We start from the raw sequence: 12034 nt of genomic DNA, 5'->3' as shown, positions 1-12034 counted from the left end.
GTATGGGATTGCACCGGGCGCGCAAATAGCCGGCACTGCGGCATTCATTCCCGGCTGAGCTAAGCTCGGGCTTGCCCTTGCCCAACTGTTTGCCGCTCGCATGACCATTGTTCGCCGCCATCACGCCGTAACTGCCATCAATGCCATGGAGTCTTCTCCCACATTGGCGCGCCTGGCAGCACTGACTCAGGACTCCAGCAACCGGCTCAAAGCCGTTTTACCCCTGGTTCCGCCCATGCTGCGCGCCAGCTTGCAAGCCGGCCCCATTGATGAAGACGGCTGGTGCCTGATTGTGAAAAACAACGCTGCTGCGGCCAAAGTGCGCCAATTGCTGCCGGCCATGGCGGCTCATCTGCGCACCAAAGGCTGGGCTGTCAACAGCATCCGCATCAAGGTTCAGGCCTGACAAGACCTTTTTAGAGGCAGAAAAACAAAAAAGGCCTCCGAAGAGACCTATTTGTTTGGTGCCGGTTGTCGGATTCGAACTGACGACCTACCGCTTACAAGGCGGGTGCTCTACCAACTGAGCTAAACCGGCGAAGACTGAATTCTAACGTAGAAATTCAGCCCCAAAAGAAGAATCCTGAAATTTCCTGATCTGCCGGCAAAAACACTGGCCGGACTACTTCACACGCTTGAGCGCCGGACGACCACCTGCGGGTGGCGGCGTACGAGGAGCATCATCTTCGCCGGAAGCTTCTGCTTCCGCCTTGACGGGAACCAGTTGCACCACACGCTCGGCCGAGGACTCCTCATCCGACTCCATGTCGGGCTCGGCGTCCTCCAGCGCATCGTCGTCCTCGGGGACTTCGTCCTCCTCGGGCGGGAAGGCCATGCCCTGGCCGGTCTCGCGGGCATAGATGGCCATGACGTTCGCCACAGGCACCATGATTTCCCGTGGCTGGCCGCCAAAGCGTGCCTTGAATTCAACATACTCATTGCCGATCAGCAGGCCGCTGGTCGCGTCATAGCTGATGTTGAGCACGATCTGGCCATCACGCACAAACTCCATGGGCACCTGGGTGCTGCGGTCCACACGCACGGCAATATGCGGCGTCAAACCATTGTCGGTACACCATTCAAACAATGCCCGCAGCAGATACGGACGGGTTGAAGTCGTTTCAGGGGCTGTCATCTCATTTCCTGACGAATCAAATCCAGAAGATCGCAAAGACAAAAAAGCGGGCAGATGAAGGAAAGCCCTTCAACATGCCCGCTATGCGCTCATGTGCAATTACTTGCGCATGACCTTTTCAGAGGGAGTCAGTGCTTCAATGTAAGCGGGGCGCGAGAAAATGCGCTCGGCATACTTGAGCAGAGGGGCAGCATTCTTGGACAGCTCGATGCCGTAATAGTCCAGGCGCCACAGCAGGGGAGCAATGGCCACATCCAGCATGGAGAAGTTCTCGCCCATGATGTACTTGTTCTTCAGGAAGATGGGCGCCATCTGGGTCAGGCGGTCACGGATATGGGCACGTGCCTTCTCCAGAGCCTTTTCATTGCCCTTGACGTTGCGCTCTTCCAGAGCGCTCACGTGCACGAACAGTTCCTTTTCGAAGTTCAGTAGGAACAGGCGCACACGGGCACGGTCCACAGGGTCGCCAGGCATCAGCTGGGGATGGGGAAAGCGCTCATCGATGTACTCGTTGATGATGTTGGACTCGTACAGAATCAGGTCGCGCTCGACCAGGATTGGCACTTGACCATAGGGGTTCATCACGGCGATTTCTTCGGGCTTGCTGAACAAGTCCACATCGCGGATCTCGAAATCCATGCCTTTTTCAAACAGCACAAAGCGGCAGCGGTGTGAGAAGGGGCAAGTCGTTCCCGAATAAAGCACCATCATGGTGGAGACTCCTAAAAATCAAAAAGAGTGGGTTGCCCACGGCACCCCACTCTGCACTAACACGGTTTGGCTGCAGACAACTTCTGCACGACGGCAAAGCCTATTTCACGTCTTTCCAGAACGCGGCATTCAGGCGCCAAGCGATAAAGATGAAGAAGGCCAGGAAAATCAACACGCCCACCCCGATACGGGTTCGGGTGTTCTGAGCCGGCTCCCCCATCCATTGCAGGTAATTCACCAGATCGCCAACTGCCTGATCGTACTGCACTGCGCTCATCTTGCCAGGAGACACCTGCTCCCAACCCTTGAAGACCTGGGTCTTAGTTCCATGGTCGTCATGCTCTTCGAAGATGGCGCGACGCTCACCCTGCAGCTCCCACAGCGCATGCGGCATGCCTACGCTGGGAAAGGCAAGATTATTCCAGCCCGTGGCCTTGGTGTCATCCCTGTAGAAAGTACGCAAGAAGGTATACAGGTAATCAGCGCCCGAGCCGCCCGAGCCGGCACGCGAGCGCGCGATCACGGTCAGGTCGGGAGGGTTGGCACCGAACCACTCCTTGGCTTCCTTGGGATTGATGGCTGCCTTCATGGTCTCACCCACCTTGTCGGTGGTGAACAACAGATTGTCCTTGATGTCCTGATCGGTCAGACCGATGTCCTTCAAGCGATTGAAACGCATGAAGGCAGCGGAGTGGCAGCTCAGGCAGTAGTTGACAAAGATCTTGGCACCATTTTGCAGGGATGCCGTGTCGCTGGTGTTGACTGGCGCCTTGTCCCAGTGGATGCCGCCTTCAGAAGCTTGCGCTGCACCGGCAATACCCAGGGCTGCAACCAGGGTCAGAATCAGTTTCTTCATTCTTGTTCTCTCCTGCTTCAGTGAGGCTTGAAGGTGACACGCTCGGGCACGGGCTTGGTTTCACCCAAGCGGCTCCACCAGGGCATGAGCAGGAAGAAGCCGAAGTAGAACAGCGTGCCGACCTGCGACACCTTCTCGCCCACCGGCGACGGAGGCTGCACCCCCAGATAGGCCAGGACGACGAAGTTCACCACAAACACTGCATACACATATTTGTGCCAGCTGGGACGATAGCGGATCGACTTGACCGGGCTGCAATCGAGCCAGGGCAGGGCAAACAGGATGATGACCGCACCACCCATGACGACCACGCCCCAGAACTTGGCATCGATGGACAGCATCATGGCGATGGCACCCAGGGCCACGATGGCGACGGCACCCTTGGCAAAACCGGGCAGACGCGACTTGAGAATGCCGTAGCCGGCACCCAGCACCACGCAGGCGATCAGCACATACATCATCTCGCTGGTGATGGCACGCAACATCGAATAGAAGGGCGTGAAATACCAGACAGGGGCAATGTGATTGGGCGTCTTGAGCGGGTCGGCAGGGATGAAGTTGTTGTACTCCAGGAAGTAGCCGCCGAACTCGGGCGCAAAGAACACCACGGCCGAGAACAGGAACAGGAACACCGTCACGCCAAAGATGTCATGCACCGTGTAATAAGGGTGGAAGGGCACGCCATCCAGAGGGCGGCCCTTTTCATCCTTGGGCGCGTTCGGGCCCTTGATCTCGATACCGTCGGGATTGTTGGAGCCCACGTCGTGCAGCGCCAGCAAATGCGCAACCACCAGACCCAGCAGCACCAGAGGCACGGCGATCACGTGGAAGCTGAAGAAGCGGTTCAGAGTCGCATCGCCCACCACATAGTCGCCACGGATCAGCAGAGCCAGATCGGGACCGACAAAGGGGATGGCGGAGAACAGGTTCACGATCACCTGGGCGCCCCAGTACGACATCTGGCCCCAGGGCAGCAGATAGCCCATGAAGGCTTCGGCCATCAGTACCAGGAAGATGGCGCAGCCGAAGATCCAGACCAGCTCACGCGGTTTGCGGTAAGAACCGTACAGAAGACCGCGGAACATATGCAGATAGACCACCACAAAGAACGCCGAGGCGCCCGTGGAGTGCATGTAGCGGATCAGCCAGCCCCAGGGCACATCACGCATGATGTATTCCACCGAAGCAAACGCCTTTTCGGCATCGGGCTTGTAGTGCATCACCAGGAAGATGCCGGTGACGATCTGGATCACCAGCACCAGCAGCGCCAGCGAGCCGAAGATGTACCAGAAGTTGAAGTTCTTGGGAGCGTAGTACTCCGACATATGGACGCGGTACGCATCGAATGCCGTCGGAAACCGGTTCTCCAGCCAGTTCATGGCCTTCGCTCCGGTTGTGGAGTTCGGGTCGATTTGCTTGAATTCGTGAGCCATTGTTCTTGTCTCCCTCAGGCTGCCTTGGTGTCTTCACCAATCAGCAGCTTGGTGTCGGACAGATACATATGTGGCGGCACTTGCAGGTTGTCCGGCGCTGGCTTGTTCTTGAACACCCGGCCGGCCATGTCAAAGGTGGAGCCATGGCATGGGCACAGGAAACCGCCCTTCCAGTCTGCAGGCAGCGAAGGCTGAGGCCCGGCGACGAACTTGTCGGTGGGAGAGCAGCCCAGATGCGTGCAGATGCCCACGACCACCAGGATTTCAGGCTTGATGGAGCGCGCTTCATTGCGTGCATAGGGAGGAGTGAACTCTTCGGGATGACGCGCCGAGGTCGGGTCTGCCAGTTCGCCATCGAGGCCGGGCAAGTCCTTGAGCTGCTCGGGTGTGCGCTTGATGATCCACACCGGCTTGCCACGCCACTCGACGGTGAGCTTCTCACCATCCTTGAGATTGGAGATATCCACCTCTACCGCAGCGCCTGCTGCTTTGGCTTTTTCAGAAGGCTGGAAGGAGCTCACGAAAGGGACGGCCGTTGCCACACCGCCCACGGCACCAGCACATGCTGACGTGATGATCCACGTGCGCTTGCTGGAGTCGACTGGAGAGTCACTCATGGATTTCCTCGAAGTACATCGCTTGATTTGGGGTCAACTGCAAATTCTAGCGGTGGGGTTATGGTTATTCCAGCCCCAGTCCGACGTTGACAACCGCCAAAGTCACGCAATACTGCGCTATCTCAAACTCTTAGTGACTGGAACTGCTTATGGGCATGATGCAAGAATTCCGCGAGTTCGCAATCAAGGGAAACGTCATGGATCTTGCCGTGGGCGTGATCATCGGCGGCGCGTTCGGGAAAATCGTTGATTCCGTGGTCAACGACCTCATCATGCCTCTGGTGGGCCTGTTCTTTGGCCAGCTGGATTTTTCCAACCTGTTCGTCGTTCTGGGCACCATGCCCGAAGGAGTTCCACGCACTCTGGATGCACTGAAAAAAGCCGGCATTCCCGTATTTGCCTATGGCAACTTCATCACGGTTGCGGTGAACTTCGTGATTCTGGCCTTCATCATTTTCATGATGGTCAAACAGATAAACCGCCTCAAACGCGAGGCTCCACCTGCACCGGAGCAAGCGCCCGCTACGCCCGAAGACATTCAGCTGCTGCGCGAGATCCGCGACAGCCTCAATCGCAAGACCTGAGAGCGTTCAGCCCAGTGAAGAAAAGCCTGCTGACCTCCAGCAGGCTTTTTTCATGGCATCGAGCATTCGGCGCGACCCAGCACAATGCATGAATCCATCCTGCAAGTGCTTGGATGCCTGAAGCATTGACGACTGGTGAACCTGCAGTTGAAGTCCCATCAACTCGCCAGGCTACGGGCCATATGCACGGCTTCAAGCAGGCTGGCCTCATCGGCCACGCCCTGACCGGCAATATCAAAGGCCGTGCCATGGTCGGGACTGGTGCGTACCAACGGCAAACCCAGGGTCACATTGACGCCTTTTTCCACACCCAAATATTTGACTGGGATCAACCCTTGGTCGTGGTACATCGCCAACACCACATCGAATTCACCCGGGTGGGCTGGCGTATTTCGCGCCCGCATGAAGACCGTGTCCGGCGCAAACGGTCCCTGCACATTCATGCCTTCGGCCTGCGCTGCCGCGATCGCCGGGGCAATGATTTCGATTTCTTCACGTCCGAAGATGCCGCCCTCGCCCGCATGCGGATTGAGCCCTGCCACGGCAATGCGAGGCCTACGCCCCAGGTTCCTGCCCAGCGCCTGATGCGTGATGCGCAAGGTCTGCAGAATCTGCGACCCGGTCACGGCCTCGATGGCCTCGCGCAGCGAGACATGGATGCTGACCAGCACGGTGCGCAACTCGTCATTGGCCAGCATCATGCGCACCGGCATCTGCTCCAGCGAAACGCCCGCATGGGCGGCCGCCTCGGCCTGCAGCAGCTCCGTATGCCCGGGGAACGTCACGCCGGCCAGATGCAGTGCCTCTTTATGCAAGGGAGCCGTAACCATGGCGGCAATCTCGCCACGCAAAGCCGCCTGCGCGGCCCAGACCACGCATTGCGCCGCGGCCTGCCCGGCAGCCGCGCAAATCCGACCATAGGGCTGAGGCCCCGCCAGCCCCGGCAGGTTCAGCAGTGCAACAGCACCCTCCGGAACAGACCAGGCTTCGCCCGGCTCATCGATCACCACCACGGGCTGGGCGATGCCCTGATCGCCGTCGGCGGCCCGAGCTGCCAGCGCCGTGGCTCGGCGCAGAGTCTGCAACTCGCCCACCACAAAACAGCCACGCATGGCCTGCGGCGCAGCCCGGAAGGCCTTGGCGATGATTTCAGGCCCTATGCCTGCGCAGTCGCCCTGGGTGATGGCGATGGTTTGGGTTGAAGCAATGACGGACATAGACATCAGAGTTGCCGCAAGCCCCCTGTTCCAAAGTGCTTGCAGTCATCAAAGTGAAAGGCGGAGGCGGATCAGGCCGGGTTGTCGATATCGATGAAGCGGTGCTCCAGCCCGCACTCCTGGGCTACATGGGCCGCCACGGCCGGCGCGCCGTAGCGCTCGGTCGCATGATGGCCGGCAGCGATGAAGCTCACGCCCATCTCGCGTGCCAGATGCATCTGGGGCTCGGAGATCTCGCCGGTGATATAGGCATCGGCGCCGGCGGTAATCGCGGACTCGAAAAAGCCCTGCGCCCCTCCGGTGCACCAGGCCAGCCTGCGGATCGGCTTGTGCTCTTGCGCACCGGCCAGCGTCACCTTGCGCCCCAGCACGCTTTGCACATGCCCTGCCAGGGCGGCGGCATCGGCAAAGTCCACATCGGCCAGCCAGCCCAGGTTCTGCTCGCCAAAGGCCGCCTGGCCCCGCACGCCGAGCCTGGCACCCAGTTGCGCGTTATTACCCAGTTCGGCATGGGCATCCAGCGGCAGGTGATAGGCAAACAGATTGATGTCATGCGCCAGCAGCAGACGGATGCGCTCCTTGAGCCAGCCCGTGATGCGACCATCCATGCCGCGCCAGAACAGACCGTGGTGCACGAAGACGGCATCGGCCCCGGCCTCGATCGCCGCCTCGATCAAGGCGCGACTGGCCGTCACACCGCTGACGATGCGACGAATCTCACTCTTGCCTTCGACCTGCAGGCCGTTGGGTCCGTAGTCCTTGAAACGTTCGGGCTGCAGCAGCCCGTTGAAAACGGATAATAGGGTGTTTCGCTCAATGCTCATGGCTCGATTGTGCCCAAGCCCGCACGCAAACCCGGCCAGCAAGGCTTTGACAAACGTAAAAAGGGCAGCTCAGAGCTGCCCTTTTTTATCAGAACAAGTGACTTCAAGCCTTCTTGGCTTGCCAGCCCTTGCAGGCCAGAGGCCAGAAGCCCATGGCCATGCCCAGCACGCCCATGGCCGCCACATAGTGGGCGGGAGCCATCACATCCACCTGCTGCCATACGGACACCAGCATCGGTGTCAGACCGCCGAACACGGCATAGGCCATGTTGTAGGAGAAGGACAGACCGGTGAAGCGCACCTCGGGCGGGAAGGCCCGCACGCCCACCACGGGCAGCAGCGAGATGGAGCCCACGAAGAAGCCCACGGTCGCATAGTTGCAGATCAGAGACGCCTCGTTGCCAGGCAGGTTCAGGTAGAACAGATAGGCCGTGGCCGTCATGCCGCCCCAACCGATGAGCATGGTCAGCTTGGTGCCGATCTTGTCGGACAGCCAGCCCCAGAACACGCAGCCTATGGTCAGCGTCACGGTCGCCACGGCATTGGCCTTCAGGGCCATGGCAGGCTCGATGTGGAACACCTTTTGCAGATAGGCTGGTGTGAACAGAATCACCACCACGATCGCCGTGGACAGCACCCAGGTCATCAGCGCAACGACAACGCAGGCTTCGCGGTGGTCGCGCAGGATGGTCTTGATCGGCAGTTCGCGGTCGGCGGCCTTGCGGGCCTGCAGCTCCTGGAAGATGGGAGTCTCGTGCAGGAACTTGCGCAGATACACCGACACCAGACCGAAGACACCGCCCAGGATGAAGGGCAAGCGCCAGGCCCAGTCGTGGATCTCGCTCTGGCTGTAGGTGCTGTTGAGCCACACCCCGATGATGGAGCCCAGGAAAATGCCGCCGGTAATGCCAGAGGTCAGTGCGCCGATCGCAAAGCCGTAACGCTTCTGGGGAGCATGCTCGGCCACGAACACCCAGGCACCGGGCATTTCACCGCCGATGGCAGCCCCTTGCATCACACGCATCAGCAGCAGCAGGATGGGAGCAGCCAAGCCTATGGTTTCATAGGTCGGCAGCAGGCCGATGACCAGCGTGGGCACGGCCATCAGGAACACCGACAGCGTGAACATCTTCTTGCGGCCCAGGATGTCGCCGAAGTGGGCAATCAAAATGCCGCCGATGGGGCGCGCCAGATAACCGGCCGCGAAAATGCCCAGCGTCTGCAGCTGGCGCATCCACTCGGGCAGCGAAGCCGGAAAGAACAGGCTGCCGATCACATTGGCAAAAAAGACGAACACCACGAAGTCGTAAAACTCCAGCGTTCCGCCCAGGGCCGATAAGCCCAGGGTCTTGTAGTCCTCCCGGTTCAGGAGACGATTCGTCGCTGCAGCCGGCGCGTCAGCCGATGCAGCGTGGTCAAGCGTAGTCATGGTGTTTCCTAGATCGAACAACAGGACAGCGCGGATAAGGCCGCTGATCACGGGTCAACGTGCAGTGGCAGACCGATTGCGGCGGGCTTCAGATGCAAAGCCACACCAGACTGAATATGAGCACCTTGTGGGCAGTCACTTCAGTAACGGCGGCGTAAGCGCAGTCGAAAAAACATTCTAGGGTTTTCACTCATATATCCTGGACACATAAAACTTTAGGTGCCTGCAGTCCTATAGCCATGGGCCCTGCATTCTGCAAAGCTTTGCGTTATGCATTTGCTTGCAAGCAAATGTTCGCTTCGACGCCTGGCGCAGCCATGCTTCACAATGTGGGCTTGTTCCCCTCACTACCTATACGCATTACATGAAACGCACCTGGTTGCTGTTTTCGCAGGTCGTCACCGTGCTGGTGGCTATCTATTTTGTAGTGGCTACCCTACAGCCCACTTGGCTTCAGCGCGGAAATATCCGTAGCAGTGCCGGTGTTTCGCTGCTGCAGGCTCCATCCACTCCAGCGGGTGAAGTCGCTCCCGGCAGCTTTGCGCCTGCCGCGCGCAAAGCCTCGCCCGCCGTGGTCAGCATCAACACCAGCAAGGCGGTTCGCCACCCGCGCGCCAACGACCCCTGGTTCCAGTTCTTCTTTGGCGATCAGGGTCCGCAAGAGCAATCTGGTTTGGGTAGTGGCGTCATCATCAGTCAAGATGGCTACATCCTCACCAACAACCATGTGGTGGAAGGCGCCGACGATATCGAGGTCACGCTGACCGATAGCCGTCAGGCCAAGGCCAAGATCATTGGAACAGACCCCGAGACCGATCTGGCCATTCTCAAGATCGAGCTCGACAAGCTGCCCGTCATCGTACTGGGCAACTCCGATCAGGTCGCTGTGGGCGACCGCGTGCTGGCCATCGGCAACCCCTTCGGCGTGGGCCAGACAGTGACCAGCGGCATCATCAGCGCTCTGGGCCGCAGCCAGCTGGGCATCAATACCTTCGAGAACTTCATCCAGACCGACGCTGCCATCAACCCCGGCAACTCCGGCGGTGCGCTGGTGGATGCCAACGGCAATCTGCTGGGCATCAACACGGCCATCTACTCGCGCTCTGGCGGCAGCATGGGCATCGGGTTCGCGATTCCCGTCTCCACAGCCAAGATGGTGCTGGACGGCATCGTCAAGGACGGCAAGGTCACGCGCGGCTGGATCGGCGTGGAGCCCAACGAACTCTCACCCGAGCTGGCCGAGACCTTTGGCGTCAAGGCTGATGCCGGCGTCATCATCACCGGCGTGCTGCAGGCCGGCCCCGCCGCCCAGGCCGGCATGCGCCCCGGCGACGTGATCGTCAAGGTGGGCGAGACCGCGACCCGCAATGTCTCCGAGCTGCTGACGGCCGTGGCCTCGCTCAAGCCCGGCGAAGCCGCCAAGTTCGATGTGCGCCGCGGCGACAGCGAAGTCATGCTGGACATCACTCCGGGAGCCCGCCCAGCAGCCAGCACCTTGCAGCAGCAGAGTCGTCCCCGTCGTTGACGGGTACTGCCACCAAGCCCACCAGCCAGCGCCGGTCGCTGGCTTTTTTCATGGTGCGGCCTGTTGCAGGCTGCAGCGGGCCATCACATACCATCAGAAAATACGGCTCTAACGCTTGCAGGTAAAGCTCTGACAGCTATCAAAACAAAAGCCCTTGAATCGCTTCAAGGGCTTTGCAGGAGGTCGGGAACGAAGATCAGTGGCCGTCAGTGGATTTTTCCACTTCCGTGCCCGTGCCTTCCTCGGCATCGGGCGCACGCGATACCCGGCTGAACCAGCCGGCCCCCAGAATGCCGATCTCGTAGAGCAGGCACATGGGCAAGGCCAGGGCCAGCTGGGAAATCACATCGGGCGGCGTGATGACGGCCGCAATCACAAAGGCCAGCACCACGAAATAGCCGCGGAAGGCCTTGAGCTTTTCAATCTCCACCAGGCCAAAGCGCACCAGCAGCATCACCACAATGGGCACCTGGAAAGCCGCCGCAAAAGCGATGTAAAGCGACAGAATCGCTTCCACATACGAGGCGATGTCGGGTGTTGCCGCCACGCTGGCCGGCGTGAAGTGCTGGATGAACTTGAACATATTGCCCAGCACAAAGAACTGTACGAAGGCAATGCCGGCATATGCCAGCAAGCTGCCGAACAGGATCAGCGGCAGGGCGAACTTCTTCTCGTGGCTGTACAGCCCCGGTGCCACAAAGGCCCAGATCTGGTACATGATCCAGGGCAGAGCCAGCAGCACGGCCACCATCATCAGTACCTTGAGCGGCACGAAGAAGGGCGAGAAAACGCCCACCGCAATCAGCTTGGCGCCGGGCGGCATGTGCTCTTTGATGGGCAGGGCGATGAAGTCGATCAGGCCGTCGGGGCCCGGCCAGAACATCAGCAGCCCGACGCCGATCAAAACGCCATACAGGCTGTAGAGCAGGCGGTCACGCAGCTCCATCAGGTGCTGGACAAACGGCTGCTCCGTGCCGGCGAGTTCGTCTTCTTTAGAGGGTTCGGACATGGTGCAAAACCGCGTCGGAGCCCGATCGGCTCCACACGCTTGAGAAACAACAACGCCCGCGGATCACGGGCAAAGAGCGACATGCGGGCAGCAGAGCCGACCCCCTGGGGCCGGCCATGGCCGACCTTGCGGCCGGCAGGCTGCTGAGCTGCATGTTCAATGGAACTTCTTGGGGCGAAAGCGCGCCACGCGTGCCGCACCCGACTGGACCTTGCTGCGTACCCCGGCACGGGCCTTGTACCACTGGGGCACGACACCGCGCTTGACGCGCCAGTTCTTGCGCGGATGGCGATAGCTGGGCACCACGCTGCTGTGCGTATCCAGACCGGTGTAGCCACCTTCTGCGTCATAGGACCCGAAGGACGAAGCCGAAGTCATGTTCGAGTCGTCGCGCAGGTCCTTGGTCGCATCGCTCCAGTCCTTTTCAAGATCGGAGGCCTGATTGCGCATGCTGGACTCCACGTCCCGCGCGGCAGTCTCGACCGTGTCCTTCATCTTGCGCAGCTCATCGAGCTCCATGGAGCGGTTGACCTCGGCCTTGACGTCGGACACATAGCGCTGTGCCCTGCCAAGCAAGGTGCCCACCATGCGGGCCACGCGCGGCAGTTTCTCGGGACCGATGACCACCAGGGCCACGGCACCGATCAGCGCCATTTTGGACAGGCCAATATCAAACATCTAAATGTCAGTCCTG

General features: G+C 59.9%; 13 protein-coding genes and 1 tRNA gene. 3 read left to right on the top strand and 11 right to left on the bottom strand.

Annotation, left to right across the window (positions count from 1 at the left end):
- The first annotated feature begins 100 nt into the window (after positions 1-100).
- On the top strand, positions 101-406 hold the full coding sequence (locus FSY45_RS12350) for a hypothetical protein (RefSeq protein WP_003062178.1): 306 nt from the start codon (positions 101-103) through the stop codon (positions 404-406).
- 56 nt (positions 407-462) lie between these two features.
- Here FSY45_RS12350 and FSY45_RS12345 read toward each other — a convergent pair.
- The 6 genes from FSY45_RS12345 to petA form a co-directional block, all read right to left on the bottom strand.
- Positions 463-538, bottom strand: a tRNA-Thr gene (locus FSY45_RS12345).
- Between the two features lie 84 nt (positions 539-622).
- Positions 623-1135 (bottom strand): ClpXP protease specificity-enhancing factor, encoded by a 513-nt coding sequence (locus FSY45_RS12340; protein WP_046461081.1) that lies wholly within the window; start codon positions 1133-1135, stop codon positions 623-625.
- A gap of 99 nt (positions 1136-1234) precedes the next feature.
- Positions 1235-1846, bottom strand: a complete 612-nt coding sequence (locus FSY45_RS12335) for a glutathione S-transferase N-terminal domain-containing protein (RefSeq protein ID WP_003058564.1) — start codon at positions 1844-1846, stop codon at positions 1235-1237.
- Between the two features lie 100 nt (positions 1847-1946).
- Positions 1947-2702 carry a cytochrome c1 gene (locus FSY45_RS12330; protein ID WP_003062174.1) on the bottom strand — a complete coding sequence of 252 codons (756 nt, stop codon included), beginning with the start codon at positions 2700-2702 and terminating at the stop codon, positions 1947-1949.
- Between the two features lie 17 nt (positions 2703-2719).
- Positions 2720-4135: a cytochrome bc complex cytochrome b subunit gene (locus FSY45_RS12325; RefSeq protein ID WP_003062172.1), complete on the bottom strand. Its 1416-nt coding sequence runs from the start codon at positions 4133-4135 to the stop codon at positions 2720-2722.
- A 14-nt stretch (positions 4136-4149) separates the two neighbouring features.
- Positions 4150-4752 (bottom strand): ubiquinol-cytochrome c reductase iron-sulfur subunit, encoded by a 603-nt coding sequence (gene petA, locus FSY45_RS12320; protein ID WP_003062170.1) that lies wholly within the window; start codon positions 4750-4752, stop codon positions 4150-4152.
- Between the two features lie 149 nt (positions 4753-4901).
- Here petA and mscL point away from each other — a divergent pair, with 149 nt between their 5' ends.
- The gene (gene mscL, locus FSY45_RS12315) at positions 4902-5336 is read left to right on the top strand and encodes a large conductance mechanosensitive channel protein MscL (RefSeq protein WP_148748084.1); all 435 of its coding nucleotides are present in this window, start codon (positions 4902-4904) and stop codon (positions 5334-5336) included.
- Positions 5337-5494: 158 nt separating this feature from the next.
- On the opposite strand, the gene pdxA is transcribed toward mscL, so the two are convergent.
- The 3 genes from pdxA to FSY45_RS12300 all read right to left on the bottom strand — a co-directional run bounded on the left by pdxA (position 5495) and on the right by FSY45_RS12300 (position 8806).
- A complete protein-coding gene (gene pdxA / locus FSY45_RS12310) occupies positions 5495-6553 on the bottom strand; it encodes a 4-hydroxythreonine-4-phosphate dehydrogenase PdxA (protein ID WP_046461079.1) in 1059 nt (352 codons plus the stop codon).
- Between the two features lie 71 nt (positions 6554-6624).
- A complete protein-coding gene (locus tag FSY45_RS12305) occupies positions 6625-7377 on the bottom strand; it encodes a Nif3-like dinuclear metal center hexameric protein (protein ID WP_080944428.1) in 753 nt (250 codons plus the stop codon).
- A 103-nt stretch (positions 7378-7480) separates the two neighbouring features.
- A complete protein-coding gene (locus FSY45_RS12300; RefSeq protein ID WP_046461078.1) occupies positions 7481-8806 on the bottom strand; it encodes an MFS transporter in 1326 nt (441 codons plus the stop codon).
- A gap of 364 nt (positions 8807-9170) precedes the next feature.
- Between FSY45_RS12300 and FSY45_RS12295 the strand changes: the two genes are divergently transcribed.
- Positions 9171-10331 (top strand): Do family serine endopeptidase, encoded by a 1161-nt coding sequence (locus tag FSY45_RS12295; protein WP_039049604.1) that lies wholly within the window; start codon positions 9171-9173, stop codon positions 10329-10331.
- 196 nt (positions 10332-10527) lie between these two features.
- On the opposite strand, the gene tatC is transcribed toward FSY45_RS12295, so the two are convergent.
- Together tatC and tatB are read right to left on the bottom strand one after the other, a co-directional pair.
- Positions 10528-11340, bottom strand: a complete 813-nt coding sequence (tatC, locus tag FSY45_RS12290) for a twin-arginine translocase subunit TatC (RefSeq protein ID WP_034361342.1) — start codon at positions 11338-11340, stop codon at positions 10528-10530.
- Between the two features lie 156 nt (positions 11341-11496).
- Positions 11497-12018, bottom strand: coding sequence for a Sec-independent protein translocase protein TatB (tatB, locus tag FSY45_RS12285; protein ID WP_046461077.1), 522 nt, complete (start codon positions 12016-12018; stop codon positions 11497-11499).
- Between the last annotated feature and the right edge of the window lie 16 nt (positions 12019-12034).

The organism is Comamonas sp. Z1, from assembly GCF_008121555.1.
In the GTDB taxonomy this organism is placed as follows: Bacteria; Pseudomonadota; Gammaproteobacteria; order Burkholderiales; family Burkholderiaceae_C; genus Comamonas; species Comamonas thiooxydans.
The sequence above is the reverse complement of the archived record's forward strand: the minus strand, read 5'-3'. Positions and strand labels throughout refer to the sequence as shown.

Excerpts from the sequence above, each read along its gene's own strand:
- FSY45_RS12350 (WP_003062178.1), top strand. The coding sequence starts at position 101 with ATGACCATTGTTCGCCGCCATCACGCCGTAACTGCCATCAATGCCATG.
- FSY45_RS12340 (WP_046461081.1), bottom strand. The coding sequence starts at position 1,135 with ATGACAGCCCCTGAAACGACTTCAACCCGTCCGTATCTGCTGCGGGCA.
- FSY45_RS12335 (WP_003058564.1), bottom strand. The coding sequence starts at position 1,846 with ATGATGGTGCTTTATTCGGGAACGACTTGCCCCTTCTCACACCGCTGC.
- FSY45_RS12330 (WP_003062174.1), bottom strand. The coding sequence starts at position 2,702 with ATGAAGAAACTGATTCTGACCCTGGTTGCAGCCCTGGGTATTGCCGGT.
- FSY45_RS12325 (WP_003062172.1), bottom strand. The coding sequence starts at position 4,135 with ATGGCTCACGAATTCAAGCAAATCGACCCGAACTCCACAACCGGAGCG.
- petA (WP_003062170.1), bottom strand. The coding sequence starts at position 4,752 with ATGAGTGACTCTCCAGTCGACTCCAGCAAGCGCACGTGGATCATCACG.
- mscL (WP_148748084.1), top strand. The coding sequence starts at position 4,902 with ATGGGCATGATGCAAGAATTCCGCGAGTTCGCAATCAAGGGAAACGTC.
- pdxA (WP_046461079.1), bottom strand. The coding sequence starts at position 6,553 with ATGTCCGTCATTGCTTCAACCCAAACCATCGCCATCACCCAGGGCGAC.
- FSY45_RS12305 (WP_080944428.1), bottom strand. The coding sequence starts at position 7,377 with ATGAGCATTGAGCGAAACACCCTATTATCCGTTTTCAACGGGCTGCTG.
- FSY45_RS12300 (WP_046461078.1), bottom strand. The coding sequence starts at position 8,806 with ATGACTACGCTTGACCACGCTGCATCGGCTGACGCGCCGGCTGCAGCG.
- FSY45_RS12295 (WP_039049604.1), top strand. The coding sequence starts at position 9,171 with ATGAAACGCACCTGGTTGCTGTTTTCGCAGGTCGTCACCGTGCTGGTG.
- tatC (WP_034361342.1), bottom strand. The coding sequence starts at position 11,340 with ATGTCCGAACCCTCTAAAGAAGACGAACTCGCCGGCACGGAGCAGCCG.
- tatB (WP_046461077.1), bottom strand. The coding sequence starts at position 12,018 with ATGTTTGATATTGGCCTGTCCAAAATGGCGCTGATCGGTGCCGTGGCC.